This is a genomic window from Planomonospora corallina (assembly GCF_042650625.1).
Taxonomy (GTDB): Bacteria; Actinomycetota; Actinomycetes; order Streptosporangiales; family Streptosporangiaceae; genus Planomonospora_B; species Planomonospora_B corallina.
Window position 1 is genome coordinate 131,185 of record NZ_JBHSBM010000040.1, and the last position, 26,906, is coordinate 158,090.

At 74.3% G+C, this 26,906-nt stretch carries 22 protein-coding genes; 12 read left to right on the forward strand and 10 right to left on the reverse strand.

The features are described from left to right. Positions 1-20: 20 nt before the first annotated feature. Positions 21-1,337, reverse strand: coding sequence for a KamA family radical SAM protein (locus ACFOWE_RS27440; RefSeq protein ID WP_377292800.1), 1,317 nt, complete (start codon positions 1,335-1,337; stop codon positions 21-23). Between the two features lie 366 nt (positions 1,338-1,703). Continuing rightward, on the reverse strand, positions 1,704-2,672 hold the full coding sequence (locus ACFOWE_RS27445) for an AraC family transcriptional regulator (RefSeq protein WP_377292802.1): 969 nt from the start codon (positions 2,670-2,672) through the stop codon (positions 1,704-1,706). Positions 2,673-2,754: 82 nt separating this feature from the next. Between ACFOWE_RS27445 and ACFOWE_RS27450 the strand changes: the two genes are divergently transcribed. From ACFOWE_RS27450 to ACFOWE_RS27480, 7 genes are all read left to right on the forward strand, one after another. Beyond that, positions 2,755-3,240, forward strand: coding sequence for an anthrone oxygenase family protein (locus tag ACFOWE_RS27450; RefSeq protein WP_377292804.1), 486 nt, complete (start codon positions 2,755-2,757; stop codon positions 3,238-3,240). 178 nt (positions 3,241-3,418) lie between these two features. Beyond that, positions 3,419-4,807 (forward strand): EAL domain-containing protein, encoded by a 1,389-nt coding sequence (locus ACFOWE_RS27455; protein ID WP_377292806.1) that lies wholly within the window; start codon positions 3,419-3,421, stop codon positions 4,805-4,807. A gap of 60 nt (positions 4,808-4,867) precedes the next feature. Further along, the gene (locus ACFOWE_RS27460) at positions 4,868-5,524 is read left to right on the forward strand and encodes an acVLRF1 family peptidyl-tRNA hydrolase (protein ID WP_377292808.1); all 657 of its coding nucleotides are present in this window, start codon (positions 4,868-4,870) and stop codon (positions 5,522-5,524) included. Between the two features lie 212 nt (positions 5,525-5,736). Continuing rightward, entirely contained in the window at positions 5,737-7,335 is a 1,599-nt protein-coding gene (locus tag ACFOWE_RS27465) for an ABC-F family ATP-binding cassette domain-containing protein (protein WP_377292810.1), read from the forward strand. Positions 7,336-7,449: 114 nt separating this feature from the next. After that, positions 7,450-7,665 (forward strand): helix-turn-helix domain-containing protein, encoded by a 216-nt coding sequence (locus ACFOWE_RS27470; protein ID WP_068899248.1) that lies wholly within the window; start codon positions 7,450-7,452, stop codon positions 7,663-7,665. Positions 7,666-7,796: 131 nt separating this feature from the next. After that, positions 7,797-8,606: an enoyl-CoA hydratase/isomerase family protein gene (locus ACFOWE_RS27475; RefSeq protein ID WP_377292812.1), complete on the forward strand. Its 810-nt coding sequence runs from the start codon at positions 7,797-7,799 to the stop codon at positions 8,604-8,606. Between the two features lie 52 nt (positions 8,607-8,658). Beyond that, positions 8,659-10,533, forward strand: a complete 1,875-nt coding sequence (locus ACFOWE_RS27480) for an ABC transporter ATP-binding protein (protein WP_377292814.1) — start codon at positions 8,659-8,661, stop codon at positions 10,531-10,533. Positions 10,534-10,627: 94 nt separating this feature from the next. Here ACFOWE_RS27480 and ACFOWE_RS27485 read toward each other — a convergent pair whose 3' ends face one another. Next, entirely contained in the window at positions 10,628-11,509 is an 882-nt protein-coding gene (locus ACFOWE_RS27485; protein ID WP_377292816.1) for a sulfotransferase family protein, read from the reverse strand. 161 nt (positions 11,510-11,670) lie between these two features. Between ACFOWE_RS27485 and ACFOWE_RS27490 the strand changes: the two genes are divergently transcribed. The 3 genes from ACFOWE_RS27490 (at position 11,671) to ACFOWE_RS27500 (ending at position 16,397) form a co-directional block, all read left to right on the forward strand. Beyond that, positions 11,671-12,582, forward strand: a complete 912-nt coding sequence (locus ACFOWE_RS27490) for a S66 peptidase family protein (protein WP_377292818.1) — start codon at positions 11,671-11,673, stop codon at positions 12,580-12,582. A gap of 37 nt (positions 12,583-12,619) precedes the next feature. Further along, complete coding sequence (locus ACFOWE_RS27495) at positions 12,620-13,564, forward strand: hypothetical protein (RefSeq protein WP_377292820.1); 945 nt, start codon at positions 12,620-12,622, stop codon at positions 13,562-13,564. A gap of 244 nt (positions 13,565-13,808) precedes the next feature. After that, positions 13,809-16,397 (forward strand): Hsp70 family protein, encoded by a 2,589-nt coding sequence (locus ACFOWE_RS27500; protein WP_377292822.1) that lies wholly within the window; start codon positions 13,809-13,811, stop codon positions 16,395-16,397. A gap of 71 nt (positions 16,398-16,468) precedes the next feature. On the opposite strand, the gene ACFOWE_RS27505 is transcribed toward ACFOWE_RS27500, so the two are convergent. Genes ACFOWE_RS27505 through ACFOWE_RS27515 form a run of 3 tightly spaced genes read right to left on the reverse strand, consistent with a single transcriptional unit; the run spans position 16,469 to position 20,549 of the window. After that, positions 16,469-18,415: a dynamin family protein gene (locus ACFOWE_RS27505; protein ID WP_377292824.1), complete on the reverse strand. Its 1,947-nt coding sequence runs from the start codon at positions 18,413-18,415 to the stop codon at positions 16,469-16,471. After that, complete coding sequence (locus tag ACFOWE_RS27510; protein WP_377292826.1) at positions 18,412-20,265, reverse strand: dynamin family protein; 1,854 nt, start codon at positions 20,263-20,265, stop codon at positions 18,412-18,414. Before ACFOWE_RS27510 ends, ACFOWE_RS27505 begins: the two co-directional genes overlap by 4 nt. Further along, a complete protein-coding gene (locus tag ACFOWE_RS27515) occupies positions 20,262-20,549 on the reverse strand; it encodes a hypothetical protein (protein ID WP_377292828.1) in 288 nt (95 codons plus the stop codon). Before ACFOWE_RS27515 ends, ACFOWE_RS27510 begins: the two co-directional genes overlap by 4 nt. Before the next feature lie 212 nt (positions 20,550-20,761). Between ACFOWE_RS27515 and ACFOWE_RS27520 the strand changes: the two genes are divergently transcribed. After that, positions 20,762-21,295, forward strand: a complete 534-nt coding sequence (locus tag ACFOWE_RS27520; RefSeq protein WP_377292830.1) for an RNA polymerase sigma factor — start codon at positions 20,762-20,764, stop codon at positions 21,293-21,295. Positions 21,296-21,456: 161 nt separating this feature from the next. On the opposite strand, the gene grpE is transcribed toward ACFOWE_RS27520, so the two are convergent. The 4 genes from grpE to yczE all read right to left on the reverse strand — a co-directional run bounded on the left by grpE (position 21,457) and on the right by yczE (position 25,593). Then, positions 21,457-22,572: a nucleotide exchange factor GrpE gene (grpE, locus tag ACFOWE_RS27525; RefSeq protein WP_377292832.1), complete on the reverse strand. Its 1,116-nt coding sequence runs from the start codon at positions 22,570-22,572 to the stop codon at positions 21,457-21,459. A gap of 137 nt (positions 22,573-22,709) precedes the next feature. Next, positions 22,710-22,955 carry a hypothetical protein gene (locus ACFOWE_RS27530; protein ID WP_377292834.1) on the reverse strand — a complete coding sequence of 82 codons (246 nt, stop codon included), beginning with the start codon at positions 22,953-22,955 and terminating at the stop codon, positions 22,710-22,712. Between the two features lie 109 nt (positions 22,956-23,064). Beyond that, the gene (locus ACFOWE_RS27535; RefSeq protein WP_377292836.1) at positions 23,065-24,825 is read right to left on the reverse strand and encodes a glycoside hydrolase family 15 protein; all 1,761 of its coding nucleotides are present in this window, start codon (positions 24,823-24,825) and stop codon (positions 23,065-23,067) included. Positions 24,826-24,972: 147 nt separating this feature from the next. Beyond that, positions 24,973-25,593 (reverse strand): membrane protein YczE, encoded by a 621-nt coding sequence (gene yczE, locus ACFOWE_RS27540; RefSeq protein WP_377292838.1) that lies wholly within the window; start codon positions 25,591-25,593, stop codon positions 24,973-24,975. Between the two features lie 75 nt (positions 25,594-25,668). On the opposite strand from yczE, the gene yczR reads away from it, so the two are divergent. Continuing rightward, on the forward strand, positions 25,669-26,906 hold a 1,238-nt coding region (yczR, locus tag ACFOWE_RS27545; RefSeq protein WP_377292840.1), incomplete at its 3' end, for a MocR-like transcription factor YczR.

Genomic DNA, 26,906 nt, shown 5'->3' on the forward strand with positions numbered 1-26,906 from the left:
CCCGGGAGCCGTACCGGAGGTCAGAGGGTCTGGTGCGGGAAGCGGTCGGCGAAGGCCGGGCGCAGGTCGTCCAGCCAGAGCGCCCGCTCGTCGTACTCGGCGAAGAACGGCCGGCCGACCAGGTCCGGATCGCGGGCCTGGATGAAGTGGAGCACGAAGACCTTCCGGCCGCCGATCTCGGTGACCCCGTCGACGCAGACCTTGCCCGGCGTGGCCGACATCGACGGGCCCCGCACCGTGCGGGCCAGCCCGGACACGCCGGCGTAGGCGTCGCGGAACACCTCGTGGGCGCGGGCCAGCGGGACGGCGAAGTAGTCGCGCGGGCCGGTGTCGCGCTCGACGAACATGTAGTACGGCACCATGCCGAGGGCCAGCTGGCTTCGCCACATGGCCGCCCAGACGCCGGGGCCGTCGTTGACGGTGCGGATCAGCGGGGCCTGGGTGCGGATGACGGCGCCGGTGGCGCGGATGCGCGCGACGGCGGTGCGCACCAGGGCGGGCTCCATCTCCCGGGGGTGGGAGAAGTGGGCCATGAACGCCAGGGTCTTGCCGGCGGCGGTGACCTGTTCGAACAGGCGCAGGGTGGCGTCGGCGTCGGGATCGGTGACGAAGCGCTGGGGCCAGTAGGCCAGGGACTTGGTGCCGATGCGGATGGACTCGAGCTGCTCTAGCGCGAGCAGGGGCTCAAGGTAGCGGCGCAGGACCGGCTCGCCCATGATCATGGGGTCGCCGCCGGTGAGCAGCACGCTGGTGACCTCGGGGTGGGCCCGCAGGTAGGCGACGAGGGCGTCGATGTCGCCGGAGGCGAACTTCAGGTCGGGTTCGCCGATGAACTGGGCCCAGCGGAAGCAGTAGGTGCAGTAGGCATGGCAGGTCTGCCCCTGCTTGGGGAAGAACAGCACGGTCTCTGGATACTTGTGCTGGACGCCGGGGACGGGGGCGCCGTGCAGACGGGGGACGTTGAGCTCGAGCTGGCCGGCGGGGTGGGGGTTGAGGCGCAGGCGCACGGCGGTGGCGGCGGCTCGCAGCTCGGCGGGCGGGGCGGCGCGGGCGAGGAGGTCGGCCAGGTGGGCGACGTCGGCCGCGGGCAGCATGTCGGGCTGGGGGAAGACCAGGCGGTAGATCGGGTCGTCGGGGGCGGCGGACCAGTCGATGAGCTGGTCGACGACGTAGGCGTTGACGCGGAAGGGCAGCACGGTGGCCACGGCCCGTACGGCCAGGCGCTCGTCGGCGGTCAGGCCGGCCCGTGCGGTCAGCTCGTCCAGGTGCTTGCCGGTGTAGGCGCGGAATCCGCGGATGTTCTCCGCGGCCAGGGGGGTGTCGGTGAGCAGGGTCACGAAGGGCGTCTCCTTGCGTCCGGCCGGGTGCGGGCCAGGCGGGGAGAAGGGCGGACCGGCCCCGGATGCGGCTTGTGACCTGCACTCCCGTGCGGACCGGCCGGGCCCGTCTCTCTTGCATTGTGCAAGGATTGTGGGGGCCAGGCGGTGGGGGCGCAAGGTTTCGCGGGAAACTCCCAGCTTGTCCACATCTTTGGGGCGGCGGTCCTTCCCGTTCCGCGGCACTGAGAATCTACAGTGTAAAGGCGGGCTGCCGGGTGCCGAACCGTGCGGGGCCTTGCGGGGCTCTGCGGGGCTCTGCGGGGCCTTGCGGGGCTCTGCGGGGCGCGCGGAGGCCGGACCGTGCGGGCGTGCGGAGAGCGGTGTTCAGCGCGACCGGGGACTGACGCCGTACACCCGTTTGAAAGCCGTGCTCAGCGCGAACGGGCTGGCGTAGCCGACCCGCCCGGCCACCGCCTCGACCGTGCTGCCGGGCTCGCGGAGCAGGTCGGCGGCGAGGGCCAGCCGCCGGTTCGTGAGATACGTCATGGGCGGCTCTCCCACCAGCTCGGTGAAGCGGCGGGCCAGCGCCGCCCGGGAGGCGCCCGCGCGGGCGGCCAGCGAGGCCACCGTCCAGGGGTGGGCCGGATGCTCGTGGAGCAGTCGCAGCGCCGGACCCACCACCGGGTCGCCCTGCGCCCGGTACCAGGCGGGGGCCGCGGATCCGGGACGGGCGAACCAGGCCCGCAGGACCGCGACGAGCAGCAGGTCGAGGAGGCGGTCGAGGACGACCTCCTGGCCGGGCGCGTCCCTGGCGATCTCGTCGCGGAGCAGCGGGACCAGCGGGGAGTCCCACTCGCCGGAGGGCAGGACCAGCAGGGGCGGCAGCGCGGCGAGCAGCCTCCGGTCGATCTCACCGGGCCTCCGGTAGGAGCCGGTGAGCAGCACCACCGAGCCGTCGGGGCTCCGGCCCCAGGTGCGCACGCCGAGGTCCAGCGCGTCGCAGAGGTCCTCGCCCTCCACGGTCGTGGCGCAGCCGCCCGGCTGGACGACGGCCTGCGGCGCGGTGGCGGGGTCGTCGGCGACCGTGTAGGGCTCCGGGCCGCGCACCACGGCGACGTCGCCCTCGCCGAGCCGTACGGCCTCGGACCCGGAGGCGGGTGGTACGGCCTCGGACCCGGAGGCGGGGGAGGCGTCGCGGCCGGGGACGATCCACGCCTCACCGCGCACCACGGCGACGAGAGTGAGCGGTGCCCGGTCCTGGACCCGCAGGGACCAGGGCGGTTCCAGGACACTGCGGATCAGGAACGCACCCCGGGCCCTGGGCCCGTCCAGCAGCCCCGCGAAAGCGCTCATGCGGGGAATTGTAGACACGCGCGTATGGGCCGGAGATCATCACGAATGGTCCCCGGGGGCCGGAGCGCGCTTGACTGGCGGCATGACGGGAAGCACGCACACACCGGGCACCGCGGCGCTGGTCGCGGCCACGGTGGCGATGGGCCTCATGGCGGGCCTGTTCTACGCCTACGCGATCTCGGTCATGCCCGGCCTGGGCCGGGCCGGCGACCGGACCATCGTCGAGGCGATGCAGCGGATCAACACGGCGATCCTCAACGGATGGTTCGCCGTGGTCTTCGCCGGGGCGGCGGTGCTGACCGCCGTGGCGGGACTGCTCCACCTGGGCCGCCCCGAACTGCCCTGGATCGTGCTGGCCTTCGTGGCGTACGGCGTGACGCTGGCCGTGACGTTCGCGGTCAACGTGCCGCTCAACAACGTGCTCGACGCGGCGGGGGACCCGGGGCGGGTCACGGACCTCGCCGCGGTGCGGGAGGGGTTCGAGGCCCGCTGGGTCCGCTGGAACACCGTCCGCACGGTGGCGTGCGCGGTGGCCTTCGTCTCCCTGGCCTGGGCCCTGGCGATCTGAGGGCCCGGTTCCGGGCGGCTCCCGGAGGCTCCCGAGGACTCCGGGAGGACTCCGGCCGCGGGTGGCTCCCCCGCCGGAGGCCCCGCCCCGGGCCCGGCTGCTCAACGGATGGCGAAATGTCGGTGAACATCGGCGGGTGTGACTTATGTTGCGGGCGGGGCGGGGCCATCCTCTGAACGTGCCGACCAACACGCACCCCCGCCCACCGGCCCCCGCGGCACCGGGAACCGTACCGGGACCGCCCGGAGTCCCGGCCGCCGCGTCCTTCGAGCAGACCTCCCCCGGGGGGAACGCGTCCTTCGCGCAGACCTCCTTCCAGACGTCCTTCCAGGCCTCCGCGGGGGGCGCCTCCTTCGAGCAGGCCCCCTTCCACGCCTCCGCCGGGGGCGGGTCCTTCGCGCAGGCCTCCGCCGGGGGTGGGTCCTTCGAGCAGGCGTCCGTCACCGGCGGCACGCCCCCCTTCCAGCGGGCCGCCGAGTCCGGGGCCAGGGTGGGCGTCGCCCCGATCGTCGACCTCGACACCGGGGGCGTCATCGCGCTCCAGACCTTCGCCGACGACCTGGGCGAGGGGGGTTCGGGCCACGGGGACGTCGTCGCCGTGGCCAGGACCGTGCTCGCGGTCTCCCGGAACGCCGCGGCGCTCCCGCTGGTCCTCAACCTGCCCACCCGGGCGGTGATCAGCGGTTCGGCCGCCCTGGCCCCGCTCCACGAGGCGCTGCGGGTCTGCGGGCGGCGTCCCCGCGAGATCATCCTGGTGCTCCGCGGCGGCTTCGCCGAGGCCGGCCGCCGGGCTCTGCTCGCCGGAGTGGAGGGGCTGCGCGCCATCGGCTACCTGATCGCGGTGGGCGATCTGGGCACCGCGCACCTCCCGCTGGACCTGCTGACGGACGCCGCGCCGTACCTGGTGGTGCTCTCCGCCGACCTGGTGGCGCAGGCGCCGCGCGACCCGCGCCGGGCGGCGCTGGCCGAGTCGCTGGCGGTCCTCGCCCGCAACACCGGCGCCCACGTGCTGGCCCCCGGAGTGGAGCGGGACGCCCAGCTCGCGGAGGTCCGCCGGTGGGGGGTACGGCTGGCGCACGGCCCGCTGCTGGTCCCCGGGCCCTCCGGCCGGGTGCAGGTGCCGCTGCCCGTCGCCGAGCCGGAGCCCGCGCAGATGCTGCTGGGCCCGCGGGTGCAGGAGTTCCTGCTGCCCGCGGTGACGCTCCCGGAGGAGGCCACCGCGGAGGAGGTCGTCGCCACCTTCAGCGGCGAGCCCTCGATCACCAGCGTGATCCTGGTCGACGAGTACCAGCGCCCCAGGGCGAGCCTGGACCGCAGCCGCTTCCTGCTCGCCATCGCCACCCGGTACGGCCACGCCCTGCACGGCAAGAAGCCCGCGGTCCGGCTGGCAGACCAGGCCCGCACGGTGCCCAGGACGACTCCGGCGATCGCCGCCATGCAGGTCGCGGGGCGCGACACCGAACGCGTCTACGACGACATGGTCGTCATCGACGAGGTCGGGCGGTGCATGGGCATCGTCCGCGTCGCCGACCTGATCCGCCAGGTGGCGGGGGTGCGGGGGAGGTGAGGCCCCCGATCCGGGCCCGCCGCGGGAGCGGGGCGGGCGGGCACGGGTAGGGTCCGGGGCATGACGTCACGACCGGCCGCCGGCGGAGGGCGCTGGGTCTCGGTGGGACCGGAGCGGCTCGGCCGCTGGATCGACGGGTTCGCCGAGCGGCACGGCGCGCTGGAGGTGACCGCCTCCGACGAGGTGGTGCGGATCACCGGCGCCGACGGCGCGGTGGCCGAGTGCCGGGTGCCCTTCCCGCCGCTGACCGCCTCCGGCGGCGGGCCGCTGGCCCGCCTGACCACCCACGTGCGCCGCGAGCGCAGGGTCGGCGTGCTGCTGGTACGGCTCGGCGGCCACGCGGCCGGGATCTTCCAGGGGGACGTGCTGGTCTCCTCCAAGGTCGGCTCCCGGCAGGTCCACGGCCGCAGCGCGGCGGGAGGCTGGTCGCAGCAGCGCTTCGCCCGGCGCAGGGAGAAGCAGGTGAACCAGGCGCACGAGGCGGCGGCGGAGGTGGCGCTGCGGATCCTCGGCCCGCACACCGGCGAGCTGGAGGCGGTGATCCTGGGCGGGGACCGGCGGGCGGTGGACGCCCTGAGGACCGACCGCAGGCTCGAGGCGGTCTTCGCGCTGGAGGCCGAGCCCTTCCTGACCGTCCCCGACCCCCGGCTGGCGGTGCTGGCCGCGGCCCCGGAGCAGTTCCGCGCGGTGCGGATCCGGGTCGTCGACCCCGCCTGAGCAGGGCGGGCCGTCCGGGAGGCGCCGATCCGGCGGGGGAGGAGGAGGTGTGCGCGCGCCGTACACTGATCGGTATGCGCACTCCCGATTGACGCCGCCCACGACGAGGCGAGACGGCCGAGCCGAGAGCCGGGAGAGACGGCGCGCGGCGGGTTCGGCCACAGCGACGTAGTGAGCCGTGTATCCCCCGACCTGGGAGTGTTCCTCCAACCATGATCATCGCTTCTGACATCGAACTGCGCGCCGGGGCCCGGCTGCTCATCGAGGGCGCGTCGTTCCGGGTGAACCCCGGGGACAAGATCGGTCTCGTCGGGCGCAACGGCGCCGGGAAGACCACGCTGACCAAGGTGCTCGCGGGCGAGGCGCTGCCCGCCGCGGGCACGGTGACCACCACCGGCGCGGTGGGCTACCTGCCGCAGGACCCCCGTACCGGCGACCTGAACGTGCTCGCCCGCGACCGCATCCTGTCCGCCCGCGGGCTCGACGAGGTCCTGCGCGAGCTGCGCGAGGCCGAGCTGGGCATGTCCTCGGCCGACGAGCGGACCCGGGACCGCGCGGTGCGCGCCTACGGGCGGCTGGAGGACCGGCTGCACGTGCTGGGCGGGTACGCCGCCGAGTCGGAGGCGGCCTCGATCGCCTCCAGCCTCGGGCTGCCCGACCGGGTGCTGGGCCAGCCGCTGGCCACCCTCTCCGGAGGCCAGCGGCGCCGGGTGGAGCTGGCCCGGATCCTGTTCAGCGGGGCCGAGACTCTCCTGCTGGACGAGCCCACAAACCACCTCGACGCGGATTCGATCGTGTGGCTCCGCGATTTTTTGCGCTCCCATCAAGGTGGTTTGATCATCATCAGCCACGATGTTGGTCTTCTGGAGGCGACGGTAAACCGCGTCGTCCACCTGGACGCCAACCGGGCGGTGATCGACGTCTACAACGTCGGCTGGAAGGCCTACCTGGCCCAGCGGGAGACGGACGAGAAGCGCCGCAGGCGCGAGCGGGCCAACGCCGAGAAGCAGGCCTCGGCGCTGATGGCGCAGGCCGACAAGATGCGGGCCAAGGCGACCAAGGCCAAGGCGGCCCAGGACATGCAGCGCCGCGCCGAGCGGCTGCTGTCCGGCGTGGAGACGGAGCGGCGCGCCGACAAGGTCGCCAAGCTCCGCTTCCCCGACCCGGCGCCGTGCGGGCGCACCCCGCTGACGGCCACCGAGCTGTCGAAGTCCTACGGCTCGCTGGAGGTGTTCACCGACGTCGACGCGGCCGTGGACCGGGGCTCGCGGGTCGTCATCCTGGGCCTGAACGGCGCCGGCAAGACCACGCTGCTGCGCATCCTGGGGGGCCTGGAGAAGCCCGACACCGGCGAGGTCAGGGCCGGGCACGGGCTCAAGCTGGGCTACTACGCCCAGGAGCACGAGACGATCGACCCCGGCCGCACGGTGCTGGAGAACATGCGCTCGGCCGCCGGGGACCTGCCCGACGTCGAGCTGCGCAAGGTCCTGGGCTCGTTCCTGTTCACCGGCGACGACGTGGACAAGCCCGCCGGGGTGCTCTCCGGCGGCGAGAAGACGCGTCTGGCCCTGGCCACCCTGGTGCTCTCGGCGGCCAACGTCCTGCTCCTGGACGAGCCGACCAACAACCTCGACCCGGCCAGCCGGGAGCAGGTCCTGTCCGCGCTGAAGTCCTACACCGGGGCCATCGTCCTCGTCACGCACGACGAGGGCGCGGTGGACGCCCTGCAGCCGGACCGGGTGATCCTGCTGCCGGACGGGGTCGAGGACGCGTGGAGCGAGGAATTTTCCGACCTTGTGGCACTTGCCTGATCTCAATTTGAGCGGGTACGGATCTTTTCCCTGGGAGTAGGTAGCCGATCCCGCGGAAATGACTGATCATGGCGGAGTAACGCTGCGGAAGTCTGGCACTACAGGAGGTAGCTCGTGGCCGAGACTCTCAAGAAGGGCACCCGGGTGACCGGGGCCGACCGTGAAAAACTGGCGGCCGATCTCAAGAAGCGCTACAGCTCGGGTGAGAGCATCCGGGCCCTCGCCGCTTCGACCGGCCGGTCCTACGGGTTCATCCACCGCATCCTGAGCGAGTCCGGCGTGACTCTGCGCGGGCGCGGCGGTGCCACCCGGGGTAAGACCAAGCGCTGAGCCGCCTTGGAACGCGCGACCGCAGCCGCTCGTCCTCACGCTTGCCCGTCCGCCCGGGCCTGCCGAATCTCATTCTAGAGAAGCCGGTAGGCTCGGGCGTGACAGACGGCTGACGCATGGGAGAACGGGCGATGACGGAAGCGGTGCACGGGGGACGTTCGGAGGAGGCCTCCCCCGAGGAGGTCGGTCTTCGTTTCGAGGTGGACGGCGAGATCGCGACGGTCACGCTGGCCCGGCCGGACAAGCGGAACGCGCAGACGTTCGCTACCTGGGCGGAGCTGGCTCGAATCGGTGAGAACCTGCCGCAGCAGGTGAGAGTCGTCGTGGTCCAAGGTGAGGGGCCGTCCTTCTCGGCGGGCATCGACCTGCGGATGTTCACCCCGGAGGGGGTCCCCGGGCAGGGTTCGTTCGCGAGCACCGCCACGCTCGACGGCACGTCCTTCGACAAGCGGATCGCCCAGGCGCAGCAGGGCTTCATGTGGCTGCGACGGCCGGACATCGTCTCGATCGCCGCCGTCCAGGGACACGCCGTCGGCGCGGGTTTCCAGCTGGCGCTCGCCTGCGACCTGCGGATCGTGGCGGACGACGTCAAATTCTGCATGAAGGAGCCCGCTCTCGGACTGGTGCCCGACCTGACCGGGACCAAGCCGCTGGTCGACCTCGTCGGCCTGTCCCGCGCCGTGGAGATCTGCCTCACGGCCCGCACCGTGGGCGCCGAGGAGGCGGCCAGGATCGGCCTGGCAGAGCTGGTCGTCGCCCCGGGCGACCTGACGCAGGCCGTGCGGGACCTGGCGGCCGCGCTGCTGTCGACCAACCGGGACGCCGCGACGGCGACCAAGCGGCTGCTCCAGGGAGCCGCGGGGCGCACGCTCGAGGAGCAGTGCGCGGCCGAGCGGCAGGAGCAGATGGCGCGGATCAAGGCGCTGTTCGCTCGGAGCTGATGAGGGAATCACGAGGCCTCTCCCGGCGCTCGGACCGGGAGAGGAGGTCACAGTGGTGATGATGGGCGGGGGTCTCGGCCCCCAGGCGATGCGCTCGCTGCGGCGCGACAGCTCCGTGACCAAGGAGCGGATCGCCCCGGGCACGGTCCGCAGGATCGTGCGGTACGCACGGCCCTTCTCCCGGCAGATCGCCGCCTTCCTCGCCCTGGTCGTGCTCGGCTCGGTCGTCGTGGTCGTCAACCCGCTGCTGATGCGGGCCATCATCGACGACGGGATCGAGAAGGGCGACACCGGGCTCGTCGCCGGCCTCGCCCTGGCCATCGCCGCGCTCGCGGTGCTGGACGCCGGGCTCGGCCTGGCCCAGCGCTGGTTCTCCGCCCGCGTCGGCGAGGGCCTGATCTACAACCTGCGCACCGAGGTCTTCGACCACGTGCAGCGCATGCCGGTCGCGTTCTTCATGCGGACCCAGACCGGCGCCCTGGTCTCCCGGCTGAACACCGACGTGATCGGCGCGCAGCGGGCGCTGACCAGCACGCTGTCGTCGGTGGTCTCCAACGTGGTCATGCTGGTGCTGGTGCTGGGCACGATGCTCGTGCTGTCCTGGCAGATCACGCTCGTGGCGCTGGTGCTGCTGCCGGTCTTCCTCTTCCCCGCCAAGTGGGTCGGGCGGAAGATGTCCAGGCTCACCCGCGAGCAGATGGAGCTCGACGCCGAGATGAGCTCCATGATGACCGAGCGCTTCAACGTCGCCGGCGCCATGGTCGCCAAGCTGTACGGCCGGCCCGGCGACGAGGCCGAGGCCTTCGCCGCCCGCGCGGGCCGGGTGCGCGACGTGGGCGTCACCGTCGGCATGTACGGCACGTTCTTCCGGATCGCCCTCGGCCTGGTCGCCTCGCTGGCCACCGCGCTGGTCTACGGCGTCGGCGGCGTGCTGGCCGTGAACGGGGCGTTCGAGATCGGCACCCTGGTCGCGCTCACCGCGCTCCTGATGCGCCTGTACGGCCCGCTGACGAGCCTGTCCAACGTGCACGTGGACGTGATGACCGCGCTGGTCAGCTTCGACCGGGTCTTCGAGGTGCTCGACCTGGAGCCCATGGTGGCCGAGAAGCCCGGCGCCCGGCCCGTCCCGGACGGGCCCGCGACGATCGAGTTCGACGAGGTCCACTTCCGCTACCCGGCGGCCTCGGAGGTCTCGCTGGCCTCGCTGGAGTCGGTGGCGCGGCCCGACACCGGGCAGGGCCACGACGTGCTGCGCGGCATCGCCTTCACCGCCCGCCCCGGTGAGCTGGTCGCCCTGGTCGGCCCCTCGGGAGCGGGCAAGACGACGATCACCTCGCTGGTCTCCCGCCTCTACGACGTGGGCTCCGGCGCGGTCCGCGTCAACGGGCTGGACGTGCGCGAGGCCACCCTGGAGTCGCTGCGCGAGACCGTGGGCGTCGTCATGCAGGACGCCCACCTGTTCCACGACACGATCGGGGCCAACCTGCGCTACGCCCGGCCCGACGCGAGCGACGAGGAGGTCTGGGAGGCCCTGCGCGCCGCGCAGATCGCCGACCTCGTCGAGTCGCTGCCCGAGGGACTGGACACCGTGGTGGGCGACCGGGGCTACCGCCTGTCCGGCGGGGAGAAGCAGCGCCTGGCCCTGGCCCGGCTGCTGCTCAAGGCGCCCCGGGTGGTGGTGCTGGACGAGGCCACCGCGCACCTGGACTCCGAGTCGGAGGCCGCGGTGCAGCAGGCCCTCAAGAGCGCCCTGGCCGGGCGGACCTCGCTGGTCATCGCGCACCGCCTGTCCACGATCCGCGACGCCGACCAGATCCTGGTGATCGCGGACGGCCGGGTCGTCGAGCGGGGCCGGCACGAGGACCTGCTGGCCGCCGGCGCGGTCTACGCCGAGCTCTACCGCACCCAGTTCAGCCCCCAGTCCTGACGGTCCGCCCCCTCACCGGTGGCCCGGGCGGGCCGGGTCCTGGCGGGCGGGCCTCACCGGTGGCCCGGACGGGCCGGGTCCGGGCGGGCGGTTCTCACCGGTAGCCCAGGCGGGCCAGTTCCTGGCGGGCGACCTTCTCCACCAGCGCGGCGTCGTCGGGGCGGAGCCGGGTGCGCCAGACACCGACCTTCGGCACGCTCCTGCCGTACAGGGCGGCCTTGGAGACGCGGGTCTCCAGGAAGCGGGAGAGGGCCTCCAGCGTCTCGGCGGGGGAGGCGACCAGCTCCTCGTAGCGGAGCGTCAGCAGCTGCTCGCGGGGGAGCTCCTGGTGGAGCTCGGCGGCCAGGCGCACGGCGCCGCGCCAGCGCAGCGCGCACTTGCCGGGTGTCGGCATCGCCTTCCAACGGTCGATGTGCTCGGCGGACTTGACGCCCAGGAAGGGGTTGGGGAACTCGGTCTCGCCGCTCACCCGGACCGGCTTGAACCACGACAGCGCCGCCGGGTCGGCCATCATGTCGGCGGCCACGTCCCGGCCGTCCCGGATGACCTGGACGAACCGGGCGTCGGGGAAGGCCTGGAGCAGGACCTGCGCGCTGTAGAGCAGGTCGGGGCTGGCGTCGCCGAAGCGCGTCACCGTCCCGGCGGTCGCGCACGGGCCCGTCCCCGTCACGCCCCCGGCCTCCCGGCAGACCGCCGGGCACTCGCCGCACGTCCCCGGCAGGATCTGCCAGGACTCGGCCAGGGCGTCCCGGAGCACCCGGACGGCGCCCAGCCCCCGGCGGGCGATGGAGGGGCGGCGGGCGAAGGCGTGCACGACGTGGCTCACCGCGGCGCGGCCCATCGTGAGGTGGAAACCCGGTGAGCGTTTGAGCGCGCGGCCGAGCAGGTCCGCGCCGGAGTGCGGAGCCGCGAGCACGAAGACCGGCCGGCGGACCTTGATGCCGTTGACCACGAGGATGTGGGGCGGAGGTCGCATAACTGACCCCAGTGTGGCACCGTTTGCGGAGTGAGCGAACCGGCCACGCCCAGCCGTCCCGGGACGGGCGCCGCCGCCGTCGTCCCGCCCGTCCCGTCCGTCCCGTCCGTCCCGTGTCCCGGCGGCGCGGGGGCGCGGCGGGGACCGTGACGGGAGGCGCGGTGAGGGCCGTCGTCCCGCCCGTTCTGCGCCCCGGTGACACGGTGGCCGTCGTGGCCCCGTCCGGTCCCGTCGACGCCGCCCTGCTGGCCCGCGGCGCCGCCGTGCTGGAGGGGCTCGGCCTGGAGGTCGTCACCGGCGCCCACGTGCTCGACCGCGACCGCCACCTGGCCGGCTCCGACGCCGCCCGGGCGGCCGACCTGCAGGAGGCCTGGTGCGACCCGGCGGTCGCGGCGGTGCTGTGCGCGCGGGGCGGGTACGGCGCGACGCGGATCCTGGACCTGCTCGACTGGGGGGCCATGCGGGCGGCCGGGCCGAAGACCCTGGTCGGCTCCAGCGACGTCACCGCCCTGCACCGGGCGCTGGAGTCACGGCTGGGCGTCGTCTCCTGGTTCGGCCCGATGGCGGCCTGCGCGGTGCTCGCCGATCCCGGCGGTCCCGAGCCCCGTACGCTCGCCCACCTGTCCGCCGCCCTGTTCGGGGAGGCGCCGCCCGTCGCCGGGGACCGGGTGATCGTTCCCGGCGCCGCCGCCGGGCCGATCACCGGGGGGAACCTCTCGCTGCTGGCGGCGCTGTGCGGCACGCCGTACCGGTTGCGGGCCGAGGGGGCGCTCGTCCTGCTGGAGGACGTCGGCGAGGCGCCGTACCGGATCGACCGGATGCTCACCCAGTTGCTGGCGGCCGGCGCCCTGGACGGGGCGGCGGGCTTCGCGCTCGGTTCGTGGACCGGGTGCGGCGACCCCTATCCGGTGCTGGAGGAGAGGCTGGCGCCGCTCGGGGTGCCGGTGATCGCGGGACTGCCGGTGGGGCATGGAACGCCCCAGTTCAGTGTGCCTATGGGGGGACTTGGTGCTATTGATGCCGAATCGTGCTCCCTGACCTGGTCGATCCGCAATCGTGAGAGGGCACCCTAGGGGGATCAGCGAGAGGAACCGGCAGGGGGGGACGCGCGTGAGGCTGTTCCGGCGGCACCGTGACCGGCGGGCCGAGACGCCACCGCGGCCGGCCGGGCGTCCGGTCGAGGAGACCGACCTCGACTCCCTGCTCGGACTCGTCGCCGACTCCATGGGCTACGCCTGGTCCTTCGCCCCCGACGGCGGCACGCTGACCCTGTCGGGCCCGCGCACCGTCACCGTACGGCTGGCGGGCCTGCGCGCCGAGGCGGCCCGCCACTCCCGCGAGGACTGGCCGACGCTCGTCTCCGAGCACCTGGCCCACACGCTGGCCACGCTGGACGAGCCGCTGGACGCCTGCGACCTCGCCCAGATCCGCCCCCTGCTCCGGACCCGCCTGCAGGCCGACGACGACCTGGGCCCGGCCCGGCTGGTCGGCCGCCACCTGGCCGCCGACCTGGTCGAGGTGCTCACCGTCGGGTACGGCCAGGCCGGACGGCCCGTCCGCCCGGAGGAGGTCGGCTGCTGGCCGATCACTCCCGCCCAGGCGCTGGACCTGGCCGCCGCCAACATCCGGGCCGACGAGCGGCTGGCGGTCACCGCGGAGGACCTCGGCGGCGTGCCGGTCCGGCGGCTGACCGGCCCCACCGCCTGCGCCGCCGCCCACCTGCGCCACCTGGACGACTACTTCCCCCTGCCCGCCGACGGGGTGCTGGTCGTGCTGCCGGACCCGGCGACGCTGGTCGTCCATCCGGTCGAGGGCCTCGGCGTGGTCCGGGCGATCGAGCGGCTGCGCACGTTCGCCCAGCGGGAGTTCGAACACGGAGCGGACCCGCTGAGCCCGCAGGTCTACTGGTGGCACCAGGGCCGTCTCTCCCTGATCAGGGCCGACCTGGTCGACCAGGACGGGCAGACCCGGCTGGTGGTGGCCCCGCCGCGGGAGTTCGCCCGCGTCCTGGCGGCCCTGGCCGGACGCTCCGGCGGCCGGGCCGGCGACGACTGAGACCGGACCGTGACGGCAGGGGGAGCGCCGGACCGTGACGGCAGGGGAGACAGGGGAAACAGCATGCGCCTGGGCCCAACCAAACGTCACCAAGCCGCGACAAACCATAGGAAGATGATTTCTGTTCCGCGCCCGGTGCGATGATCTTTCCACGGCCTGGACCGGTCCCCGCGTGCCCGCTCCGGCCGGGCCGCGGCCGGTGGACGCGGAACGGTCGGGGTGTGCGTTGACGAGGAGTTGAGAAATGGCCCAGTGGTGCCTCGGTGTCGATCTCGGAACGAGTTTCTCCGCCGGGGTCATAGCCGCCGAAGACCGCTTCGACGTCCTGGAGGTCGAAGGGGAGCGGCGCATTCCCTCCGCCGTCATGCTCGACGAGCGCGGGACGCTGGTGGCCGGCCGGATCGCCCAGCGGGGCATCGGCGTCAACCCCGAGCGGGTCGAGCGCAACCCCAAACGCTACGTCGGCCGGGGCCGGATGCTGCTCGGCGGCGTCCCGGTGGACGTCACCGACGCCATGGCGACGCTGCTGGAGCTGTTCGTCAGCGAGGGCCGGCGCCGCTTCGACGGGGCCGACCCCGACTGCATCGCGCTGACCCACCCGGTGGCCTGGAACAACGAGCGCAAGTCGGTGCTGCTGGCGGCGGCCAAGAAGGTCGTGCGCGGCGTGCGGATCGCCTTCGTCGACGAGCCCGTCGCCTCCGCCCGCTACTTCGCCTCCGCGGGAAGGGTGCCGAGCGGGTCCCACCTGGCCGTCTACGACCTCGGCGGCGGCACCTTCGACGCCGCCGTGCTCACCACCGACGGCAGCGACTTCAAGGTCGTGGGGGAGCCGGGCGGCAGCGACGAGATCGGCGGCGAGGGTTTTGACGAGCAGGTCTTCGCGTTCTTCGGCGGGCAGCTGGAGCGCATCGACCCCGAGTGGTGGACGCAGGTGACCACCAACCCGGAACGCCGCTACGTCAGCTACGCCGCCGACCTGCTCAAGACGGCCCGGGAGGGCAAGGAGACCCTCTCGAAGTTCGAGACCTCCTCCCACTACGTGGTCGGCGTCAACGAGGACGTGCACATCAACCGGACCGACCTGGCGGGCCTCATCGGGGAGGAGGTCACCAGGACGGTCGACATCCTCGACGAGACGATCCGCCGGGCCGGGCTCGGCCAGGACGAGCTGGCCGCGGTGTTCATGACCGGCGGCGGCAGCCGGATGCCCCTGGTCCAGCAGGCCGTGCGCGACCGCTTCGGGGACAAGGTGCGCACCTACGACGACCCGAAGATCGTCGTCGCGTACGGCGCCGCGCAGCTCGCCTGGAAGCTCAAGGTCGAGCATCGCGATCCCAGCCGGATGACCGGCCCCCACCTGACGGGCGGCGGGTCGCGGGCGGCCACCGGCCGGCCCGCCGTGGTGACCGGGGGCCACCCGGCCGTCGCCGCCCCCGCACCCGGCCCGGCCGCGTTCGCCGGTCCCGCCGGGCATCCCGGCCCGGCGGGCCCGGTGGGCTCCACCACCGGCGGGCACCCGGTCCTGCCGGGCTCCGGCGGCGTGCCCGCCGCGGGCCCGGCGCCGTTCGCCGGCACGGGAAGCATGCCCGCCGTGGACGGCCCCGTGGTCAGGGGCGTCGAGAAGGTGCTGGACAACGTCCTGGAGGCCAGGGCCGCGGGCGGCCGGGTCCTCGTCCATCAGGCGCACCAGGGCGGGCACTTCCTGCGCAGGCTCGACGGCGTCGGCGGCGGCCACGACCGGGAGCTGCACTTCGGCAGGCTGGTGGAGTGGTCCGCCTCGGCCGAGGGCGTCGTCACGGCCGAGCAGATCGGCCCGGCGCAGGTGCTGGTGCGCACCCTCACCCCCGAGCTGGGGGTGCGCTCCACCCACCCGGTGCAGACCTGGGACACCCCCAACGTGCTGGTGCACGGCCGCAGCGCCTGGGTCTTCTACCAGCCCAGGCAGACCGTCCCGGTCGACGCCTCGGCAGGCCTGCCGTGGGGCGAGACCGGGCACCTGTCGCTGCTCGAGTTCGACCTGGGATCCTTCCACGCTCCGGAGCCCCTGGCACGCGACCTCGGCCCGTACGCCCAGTGGTTCGTCAACGAGGACAACCGGCTCCGCCGGCTGCTCGACCAGGACGGGCCCGGCGGCACCGAGCCGGAGCTGTCGGTGGGCGCTCCGGGCTGCACCGTGGTGCTCGGCCAGTTCCGCACGGGCCAGCCGCCGTTCGCCGGCCGGTACCAGGACTTCCAGCCGTGGCAGGTGCTCTGCCTCGTCGACCCGGGCGGCGTCGTGCGCCCCACGGTGCGCGAGCCGGGCCGCAGCTGGCTCCACCAGGTCGTCCTGCACAACGGCCGGTGGTTCACCGCCAGCTCGGCGGGGCTGGAGGCGGACACCGTCCCCGGCCAGACGGTGCTGGTGGCGCCGCGTCCTCCGGCGGGGGCGCTGCGCTGGGTCCCGGCGGGCGGGCACATCTACGCGGTCGGCACGGACCAGGTCAGCCCCGCCCGCGGCTGGTCGGTCAGCGTCTTCGACGAGCGCTCCGGCGCGCTGCGGTTCCTGATGGGCAAGAAGTCGGCGACCCTGGCCGGCCACCTCACCTCCCGCTACCGCTGGGAGCGCCCGCGCCTGGTGCCCGACGGCGACTCCCTCTGGATGACCATGCTGGACGCGGGCCGGAGCAGGCTCGTGCACGTCACCCCCGAGGGCGCGCGGGAGGTCCACCGGACGACGGGCACGTTCGAGCCGGTCGTCCGGGTCCCCGGCGGCCTGCTCTGCCTGCACCGGCCGGCCGACGCGGCCGGGGCCACCCGCGACCACCCCGGCGTCCTGGTGCACCTGCCGCTCTGACGCGCCGCGGGCCCCGCGCACACGACGGGGCCGGGCCCGCAGAGCGGACCCGGCCCCGGTTCGCCGTGGGATCAGCTCCCGGCCGGAGCCGGGGCGGCCGCGGGAGCGGCCGGCCGCTCGGCGCCCAGCGCCGCCACCGCGGCGGCCAGTTCCCGGCGCAGCTCCTGGCCGCGCCGGGTGAGGGTGTTGATCGCGGAGATCCGGTCCTGCCCGGACTCCCTCGCCTTCTTGCGCTCGGCCTCCGAACGCGCGGAGGCCGCCTTCAGCTCGGCGCGCCTGCTCTCCAGCTCCTTGCGCCGCCGCATCAGGTGCTCGTCGGCGGCCTGCTCGACGCTGACCCGCCAGGTCGCCACCATGCGCTCCAGGTCGAGCGTCATCTCCCGGGAGACCGCCGCGAACTGGTCGCGGAGCGCCGTCCGGATCGCCGACTGGTTGCGCTGCACCTTCTCCATCGAGCGCCGCCCCATGAACATGGCGGCCCCGATGGCCGGGGCGACCAGGATGAAGCCGACCGGGCCGAGCAGGGTCGCGGCGAAGCCGCCCAGGGACAGGCCGATCGAGGCCGACGGGAGCACGTCCCGGATCATGTCCACCTGGGCCGGTGCGTCCGCCGACTCGTCCTTCCTGATCTGGACCTGCGAGACGTTCGGCGCGGCGCCGCGGTCGGCGGCGAAGGCGACCGGGTCCAGGCCGAGGTCGCGGGCGAAGGCGTCGAGCGTCTTGCGGGCCAGGACCTCCACGTCGTAGACGATCTGCGACCAGGCCGCCTCCAGCGAGCGCTGCACGCTCATCGGCAGCTCCGCCGTGAACCGGTCGAGCTGGTCCTGCTTCTTCAGCGCGGTGATCGAGTTCTCGTACGGCTGGCGGATCTCGGCCACCCGGGCCGCCACGATGCCCGAGACCTCGCGGCCGAGGAAGGTGTTGGCCACCGCGCCCGCCCGGCGGCGGGCGGCCAGTTCGCTCAGGCCCTCCAGGTCGGCCTCCACCTCGGCGAGCCGGGCGGCGACGTCGCCGGAGTCGTCCGAGCCCGCGGCCACATCGTCCTGCGCGGTGGTCGCGAGCGAGTCCAGCGCCGAGAGCGCGGCGGAGACCACCGTGGCGCCCCGGGCGAAGTCCCTGCCCTCGGCGAAGGCGCGCAGGTGCCGCTCCAGCGCGTCCATGCCGCTGCGCGCCCGCAGCGCGTCCGCCCGCTCCTGCCGGCCCTCGCGCCGCTTGGCCTCGGCGGCCTCGGCGAGCTTGGCGCTCACCGGGATCCAGGGGGCGGTCAGCAGCGGTTCGAGCGTCGCCGCCCGCGCCGGGTTCTCCGCGACGGCCTGGGAGACGAAGGTCCGCAGGCGCGCCTGGTTCTCCTCCATCAGGACCCGCCAGTTGTTGGAGTCCTCCACCTTGGTCAGCACGAACGCGATCGCCTGGACCCGCTCGGCGGCCTCGGCCAGGAACTCCAGCTCGTGCCGGAGCACCGGCTGGTCCTGGGCGCTGAGCGCGAACAGCAGGGCGTCGGCCCGCTGCAGCATGGCCACGGTCACCTGCCGGTGGCCCACGGTGAGGCTGTCCACGCCCGGCGTGTCGAGCAGCCGCAGACCGTCCAGGAGCGGGTTGTCGAGCGTGATGTCCACGCTGACCACGTCGCGCCGCTTGCCGGCGTCCCCGCGCATGGAGGCGTAGTCGGGGATCGACTCGATGGTGATCGGCGTCTGGACGGGGCCCGCGTCGGTGCTGCGGTGCACGACGGCGGTCAGCCGGGGCCCGCGCCGCAGGGACAGGAAGCAGTCGGTGGCGACGTCGGCGTCGACCGGGAGCAGGTCGGGGTGGCCCACGAGGGTGTTGAGCAGACGGCTCTTGCCGCGCTTCTGCGCTCCGGCGACCACGATGTCGGTGCACTCGTGCTTCCAGCGCGCCGCGCAGCCGGCCAGCACCTCCGCCAGGTCCTTCCGCCCGCACCTGCCCGCCAGCGCGTGGACCTCGTTGGCGTAGCGCAGCAGCCGGGTCACCGGGCTGTTCGGGTCGGGGGTCGTCATGCTCTTCTCTCCTCTCGCACGCCGCCGTGGTGGCGCGCCCAGATGTCCTCGTAGGCGTCGCAGATCCGCTCCGCGGCCCGCTTCTGCCGCAGCGAGAGCGGCCGGTGGGTCAGCACGCGGAAGCGGGCGCCGAGCGCGGCGGCGTAACCGGCGATCTCGGTGCGCGGGCTGCCGGGCGGGGCGCCCAGCTGGGTCGCCAGCTCGGTCCCGGTCAGCAGCAGCTCCAGCGCCCGCCGGTCGTCGGCCGGGACCAGGGGGCAGGTGCGCAGGGTCTCGACCGCGGCGGCGTCGACCTCGACCGGCGGGAGCGCGGCGGCCGCGCCCGCGGCCCCGGCGGCGGCGGCGGAGGCTCCGTCCAGGGCCGCGGTGACCATGTCCTCCAGGACCGTCAGCACGTCCCTGGCCCGGTGCCCCGCGGCCCGCCCCTCGTTCATCATGGCGATCGCGCGCCAGCGCGTCGACGCCGCCGTCGCCGCCGCGGCGATCTGCTCCGGCGGGGCGCCCGCGGGCAGGCCGAGCTGCCCGGCCGGGTCGTCGTGGCGGGCCAGGCGGAGCAGCTCGGCGGTCATCTCCTCGTTCAGCACCAACGTGCCCCGGCCGAGGGCCTCGGCGGCGGAGAAGATCCGCAGGCCGCCGAGGGCGGCCGCGATCGGCCGGTTCTCGTCGAGTTGGGCGGCCAGCGCGTCCAGGGTGGCGCGGTCCGAGCCGAGCGCCGGGGTACGGGCGAGCCTGCGGAGCCGGGTCAGCGCGTCGAGCGCCTTCAGCTGGTCGGCCCTGCGGGCGAAGTGGGCGATGCCCGCCGCCACCGAGCCGGTCGCGGCCCTGCCCGCGGAGGCGTAGCCCGAGCGCTGCAGCAGGCAGGCCGCGAGCGTGGCGGGGTCGCCCGCCTCGCCCCGGCGCAGCGCGTCCGCCGCGGCACGGATGCCGTAGCGGTGCAGCCGCTCCACCAGGCGGTGCCGCACCTCGGCGGGGACCGGCAGGTCGGGCGCGGTACGGAAGTCCTCCAGGTCGAGGAGGTAGTCCTCCAGGTCGTCCTCGTCCATGGCGGCCAGCGCCGAGAGGGCCTTGAACTCCTCGGCGTCCAGCGGGCGGGCCCGCGCGGTCTCGGCCAGCAGGCCGATCACCGGGACCACGTCGAAGACGGCGGTGCGCAGGTCGGCGTAGCCCTGGGCGGCCAGCCGCCGGGCGGTGGGCCAGGGGTCGTCCTCGTCGCCGCGCCGGTCGACCTGGCCCAGCACGGCCAGGGTGTTGACGCAGCTCATGCCGGAGGCGCCGGTCAGGGCGCGGAAGTCGGCCAGGGTGGTGTCGTCGAATTTCTGGACGTAGCGCAGGACGTAGATCATCGCCTGCGCGCGCTCGTCCTCGTTCTCGGAGCCGAACAGCATGCCCCGGGCCGCCTGCTCGTTGACGGCCGTCACGGTGTTCATGCCGGGGGTGTCGATGATGGTGACCGTACGGAGCGACGGCAGGTTCAGCGAGACGCGCAGACGCCGGATGCGGGAGGTGTCCACGCCCAGGTCGGCGGGGAGCCGGTGGCCGGGCAGCAGCCGGGAGCGGGCCGCGGTGCCGTCGGTCAGCTCGATCGTGATGAGCCCGTCGTCGGCGCCGTACTCGTACTGGGTGACGACGAAGGTGCACTCGCCGGCGTCCACCGGTGCGACCGGCAGCCCCAGCAGCGCGTTGACCAGGGTGGACTTGCCGCTGCTGACCGCGCCGGCCACCGCGACCCGGAGCGGCGCGTCCAGGCCGGCGCGCACGTGCGCGACCCGCTCGCGCAGCCCGGCGTCGGCGAGCTTGGCCGTGGTGCTGTCGCACAGCGCGCGCAGGAGGTCCGTTGGGGAGGGGGTCACACGTCACCGCCGAAGAGGTCCCAGCCGCCCTGCTGGTCGTGGTCGTCGTGGACGCAGATGTCGCCGGGGTCGCCGGGGTCGCCGTCCGGAGTGTACGGGTCCCCGGCGGGGTCGTCGGCACCGGTGTCGGAGGACCGCCAGGGGTCCTGTTCCCCGGTCTCGCCGAACGGCCCGGAGGCGGCGTCGTCCGGCGCCGTGCCGTCCCCGGCGCCCGCGTCGAAGACGTCCGGTTCGGGCAGGAGGGAAAGGTCGGCCTCCTCGGCGGAGAACGTCCGCGTGAACATGTCCTGAACCTCCGCCTCCGTCGGCTCGGGGACCGAGTCGAAGAGGGATTGACGCAGCTCAGCCCAGTCGTCTGACTCTCCGGCCGAACCGGTGTCCGTATTGTTACGGTCCAATATCATGGCGAGCTACCTCATACCGGGCAAACGTGCGGCGTGGTGTCATTGGTCGGATTGCAACTGCGGGGAGAGCGTGACCGATGACGAGCGGGTCGTTGAGCGAAGTCGTGGAGGACGAGAGTCTTCTTCTGGCTGCGGCGCGGGCGGGTGACGAGGCCGCCTTCGCCGCGTTGTGGTCGACGGCGCAGCGCCAGGCCTTCGGAGTCTGCTACCACCTGACCGGCAACCGCGCCGACGCGCTCGACGCGCTGCAGGAGACCCAGCTGGCGGCGTGGAAGGGGCTGGGCTCCTTCGCCGGCCGTGCGCCGTTCCGGTCCTGGGCGCTCGCCATCGCCCGCAACGCCGCTCTCGCGGTGATCCGGCGCCGCTCGCCCGGGGGCGTGCTCTTCTCCGAGGTGGAGGAGGACACGGCGGTCACCGGCCCCTTCGAGGACACCGTCGTGCAGATGTCCGACCTGAGCCGGGCGCTGACCGTGCTGCCGCAGTCCCACCGGGAGGCGCTGCTGCTGTGGGCGGGCGGCCTCACCTACGAGCAGACGGCGGCCGCGCTCGGCGTGCCGCTCAACACGGTGCGGGTGTGGATCCACCGCGCCCGAAAGCGCCTGCAGACCGAGCTCGCCGAGAGCTGAGCGGCCCGCGGCGGGGTCCGCGACGGGGTCTGCGGCACGGTCGGCGGCACGGTCGGCGGCGCGGTCCACCGTGCGGTCCGCGGCGCGGTCCGCAGGACGGGCCGCCGTGCTGGTCACTGTGCTGCTCGCTGTGCTGCCCACCGTGCTGGTCACTGTGCTGGTCACTGGGCCACCCCCGTCGCTCCGCTCCCGGACGGGCCGTGGCGGTAGACGGCCACCTGCGGGACCCGGATGACGTGGTCGCCGTCGGCGTACCCCCGCTTGACGGTCTCGGCGACGGTGTCGTGCAGCTCCGGCCGGTCGGTCGGCTCCGCGCCGAACGCCTCGTGCCGACGGGGGTCGAAGTGCTCCCCGTCGGCGACGATCTCCCGGACGCCGGCCCGGTTCAGCCCGTCCAGCAGCAGGCCGGACAGGTTCGGGTGCCGTTCCTCGATCTGGTCCCGGCAGTCGATGCAGGCGTCGATGAGCGCCTGCCGTCCCGGGTGGCCGTCGGCGAACAGGCGCTCCACCCGCTGGGTGAGCGCTGAGCTGATGCCGCTCCGGGCGACCTCGGTCAGGGCGTCCGCCAGCGGGTCGGCCCCGGACGGGTCGGCCTCTGACGGGCCGGCCGCCGGGGGCGCGGAGGCCGGGGAGCCGGCCGCGGGCGGCGCGGAGGCGGGCGGACCGGCCGTCGCCGGGGCGGCGGGCGGCGCCGGGGAAGCGGTGGGGACGGCTCCGGGCGGGATCGGTCCGGTGGGGGGCACGGCCGCCGGGGCGGCGGGCGGTACGGGGGAGGTCGCGGGGACCGCTCCGGGGGGGATGGGGCCGGTGTGGGGGACGGCTCCCGCCGGGATCGGTCCGGTGGGGGGCACGGCCGCCGGGGCGGGGCCGCCCTGCCAGGGGCCCGCGGGAGCGGTCCCGCGGTTCCGCCGTGACAGGTAGAGCACGACACCGGCGGCCGTGAGGAGGATCCCGGCCGCCAGCACGAGCAGCACCGGCAGCGGGAGCGGCAGGCCGAACCCGTCCTCCAGTCCCGCCCCGCCGGACCCCTCCCGGGGGCCCTGCAGGCCGGGCCCGTCCTCGGGCGCGGGCAGGGGCGGGGCATCGTCCTGGCCGCCGCGGCCGATCCGGGCCGGAGGGGAGGCGGCGGCTGCGCCGTCGGAGCCCGCGGAGACCCCGCCGGTCCCCCCGCCGGAGACCCCGGCTTCCTCCCCGGAGCCGGCCGTGACCCGGGCGCAGCCGGTCAGCGCCAGGACGGCCAGGAGCAGCAGGGCGAAGAGCGCGCGTGGGTTCTTCATGATCGCCTTTCGTCGGCGGTCCGTGTGTCCCGGAACCCGCGCTCCCGCGCCCTGGGTGCGGCGGGCGCGGAGGCGGCGGGTTCCTCGGCTCGGGGCTCCCCTCGGCGGGGTCACACGGGTGCGGACCGGGTGTCGGGTCAGCCGGCGAACGGGCCGGAGGTCTCGGTGTAGTCGGCGACGCCGTCGGCGTTGAGGTCCACGCGGACCTCGTCGACGTAGCCGTCGCCGTCGTGGTCGAGGTAGACGACGTCGGTCAGGCCGTCGCCGTTGGTGTCGTAGCGCTCCTCGTCGGCCCGGCCGTCGCCGTCGTAGTCGATCAGCTGGGCGTCGGTGTCGCCGTCGCCGTCGTAGTCGATGTAGTCGCTGGCCACGAAGTCGCTCATCGTCCCGGTCCTTTCGGTGTGCGTGCCGTTCGCCGGATGAGAGTCGCGTCCGGGCCGCTTTGTTACACCGGGACCGGAGAAATTTTTCCGGGCCCTCCGGCGGCCCGTCTCAGCCGAGCGCGCGGGCCGTGTGGATCAGCGGGACGTGGCTGAACGCCTGCGGGAAGTTGCCGACCAGGCGGCCGTAGCGGGGGTCGTACTCCTCGGAGAGCAGGCCGACGTCGTTGCGGAGGTCGAGCAGCCGCTCGAACAGCTCGACCGCCTCCCGCCTGCGGCCGACCATGGCGCGGGCCTCGGCGAGCCAGAAGCTGCACGCCAGGAACGCGCCCTCGCCACCGGGCAGGCCGTCCACGTCGTTGTCCTTGGCCACCGGGTAGCGCAGCACGAACCCGTCGGAGAGCAGCTCGCGCTCGATCGCCTCGATGGTGCCGACCACCCGCGGGTCGGTCGCGGGCAGGAAGCCGACGACCGGGATCAGCAGCAGGGCGGCGTCCAGCTCGTGCGAGCCGTACGACTGGGTGAAGGTGCCGCGCGCGCGGTCGAACGCCTTGTCGCAGACCTCGGCGTGGATGCGGTCGCGCAGCGCCTTCCAGCGCGCCAGGGGTCCGGCGCGGCCGAACTTCTCCACCGCCTTGATCGCCCGGTCCAGCGCGACCCAGCACATCACCTTGGAGTGGGTGAAGTGCCGGCGCGGCCCGCGGACCTCCCACAGGCCCTCGTCGGGCTCGTCCCAGTGGCCCTCGAGGTAGTCGATCAGCTCCCGCTGGATGGTCCAGGCCCGGTCGTCCGGCTCCAGGCCCGAGGCCCGCGCCAGGTAGAGGGAGTTCGCGATCTCACCGTAGACGTCGAGCTGGAGCTGGTTGACCGCGCCGTTGCCGATGCGGACCGGCCGGGAGCCCTCGTAGCCGGGCAGCCAGGCCAGCTCCATCTCGGGCAGGCGGCGCTCCCCGGCGACGCCGTACATGATCTGCAGGTCCTGGGCGCGGCCGGCGATGGCGCGCAGCAGCCACGCCCGCCAGTCGCGCGCCTCGTCCAGGTATCCCGCGCCGATGAGGGCGTCCAGGATCATGGTGGCGTCGCGCAGCCAGCAGTAGCGGTAGTCCCAGTTGCGGACCCCGCCCAAGTCCTCCGGGAGCGAGGTGGTGGGGGCCGCGACGATGCCGCCGGTGGGGGAGTAGGTCAGGGCCTTGAGCGTGATGAGGGAGCGGACCACGGCCTCGCGCCAGGGCCCGCTGTGGGTGCACCTGCCGGCCCACTCGGTCCACAGCGACTCGGTCTCGGCCAGCTGCTCGAAGGGCTCGATCTCGACCGGGCGCGGCTCGTGCGAGGGATGCCAGGTGAAGACGAACGCCATGCGCTCGCCCGCCGAGACGCGGAAGGAGCCGTGGTGGACGTAGCCGCGGCTGCGCAGCGGCACGGGGGAGCGGAGCCAGATCGAGTCGGGGCCGCCGACGGCGTGCAGCAGGCCGTCGCTGCGCCGCACCCAGGGCACGATCCGGCCGTAGTCGAAGCGGACGCGGATCTCGGTGGCCATCTCCACCGTGCCCGCGACGCCCTCGACGATCCGCACCATGTCGGGGTTGGCCTGCCGGGGAGGCATGAAGTCGATAACGCGGACCGTGCCGCGGGCGGTGTCCCACTCGCTCTCCAGCACGAGGGTGTCGCCCCGGTAGCGCCGCCGGGTGGCGGGGCGCCTGTCCGCGGTGGCAGGGCCGATCCACCACTGGCCGTTGTCGGGACCGCCGAGCAGCGCCCCGAAGCACGACGGTGAGTCGAAACGGGGCAGGCAGAGCCAGTCCACGGAGCCGTCCCGGCCGACGAGCGCGGCTGACTGCATGTCGCCGATGAGGGCGTAGTCCTCGATGCGCATGGATTCGACGCTAATACCTCGGCGGCCGCCGGGCGCGGCGGGGGACCCGGCGAGTCGTCCGCCCCCCGGCGGCGGGCGCGCGACCGAGGCGCAGAGGACGGGACGGCCCGGCGGGAGGCCGGGTGCCCGGCACCCCGGCCGCGGCGGTCAGCTCCGGGCCGCCGGGTGCCGGAGGCCCAGCATCGGTGTGAAGAACTGGGTGAGGGGCCCGACGGCCAGGGCGAAGACCACCGTGCCGACGCCCACGGTGCCGCCGAGCAGCCAGCCGGCCGCCAGCACCGTCACCTCGATCAGCGTGCGGGCCAGGCGGATGGACAGGCCCAGGCGGACCAGGCCGGTCATGATGCCGTCCCGAGGCCCGGGGCCGAGGCCGGCGCCGATGTACAGGGCGGTCGCCGCGGCGGTGGCCACCACGCCGGCCAGCAGGAAGGCCCACCGGGCGGCGAGCGGGTCCGGCGCCGGGAGCAGCCGGAGCGCGGCGTCGGCGAACAGGCCGAGGAAGAGGACGTTGCTGAGCGTGCCGACCCCGGGTTTCTGCCGGAGCGGGATCCACAGCAGCATCACCAGCGCGCCCACCAGGATGATCCAGGTCCCGATCGACAGGCCCAGGTGGACGGTCAGGCCCTGGTGGAAGACGTCCCAGGGACTGCCGCCGAGCCGGGACTCGATCAGGAGGGCGACCGCGGCGCCGTAGAGCGCCAGCCCGGCGTAGAGACGGAGCAGGCGGTTGGGGAGGGAGACGGGGGCGGGCAGGGAGAGTTCACTCATAATGGCATGCATCATCCAGGCCATTACTCGTGCGATACATATCCAATCAGCACAAGTGGCTTTAGAGTGTTCCGCATGGACCGGTATCTCAGCGGCCCCCAGCTCGCCCGTCTCGTGGAGATCGCCCCCGGCACCCGGCCCTACTACCGGGCGCTGGCCGGGCGGATGCGCTCACTGATCCTCGACGGCCGCCTCCCCGTCCGGACGCGCGTCCCCGCCGAGCGGCACCTCGCCGAAGCCCTGGGCGTCAGCCGCACCACCGTGACCGCCGCCTACGACCGCCTCCGCGAACAGGGCTACCTGGACAGCCGCCAGGGCGCCGGGAGCTGGACCGCGCTGCCCGACGCCGGCGCGCTCGGCACGGAGAACCCGTGGGTCGGCGCCGGCGACGACGGCCTGCTGCCGATGCACAGCGCCGCCCCGCCCGCCACCTCGGCGCTGGCCACGGCGGTCGCCCGCGCGGGCGAGCACTACCCGCGCCACGCGCTGGGGACGGGCTACGACCCGCTCGGTCTCGCGGTGCTGCGCGAGGCGGTCGCCGCCCGCTACACCGCGCGCGGGCTGGCCACCCGGCCCGAGCAGATCCTCGTCACGACCGGCGCCCAGCAGGCGATCCACCTGCTGGTCACGGCGCTGCTGACGCCGGGCGACCCGATGCTGGTCGAGTCGCCCACCTACCCGCACGTCCTCGACACGGCCCGGGTGCGCGGCGCCCGGATCGTCCCGGTCGGCATCCCCTCCGGGGGCTGGCATCTGGACCTGCTCACCTCCGCGATGCGCCAGTCGGCCGCCCGGCTGGCCTACGTGATCCCGGACTTCCAGAACCCCACCGGCCACCTGATGGACGACGCCACCCGGGCCGGTCTGGTCGGCGCGGCCCGGCGCTGCGGCACCACGCTGGTCGTGGACGAGACCTGGAGCGAGCTGGCGATCGACGAGGTGCCGCCGGCCGCGCCGCTGGCCGCGTTCGACACCGACGGCCGGGTGATCTCCGTCGGGTCGGCCTCCAAGCTCTGGTGGGGCGGCCTGCGCATCGGCTGGATCCGTACCACCGCGGCCACGGTCCGCCGCCTGGCCGTGCTCCGCGCGGCCATGGACATCGCCAGCCCGGTCTTCGAGCAGCTGGTCGTGGCCGCGCTCTTCGAGGGCATCGAGGAGACCCGTGCCGAGCGCCGCCGCGACCTCGGCGCCTCCCGGGACGCCTTGGTGGCCGCGGTGCGCGCGCACATGCCCGACTGGGAGTTCGCCGTTCCCAAGGGCGGCGGATCGCTCTGGATCCGGATGGAGGGCCCGTCGGCCGGCGCGCTGGCCGA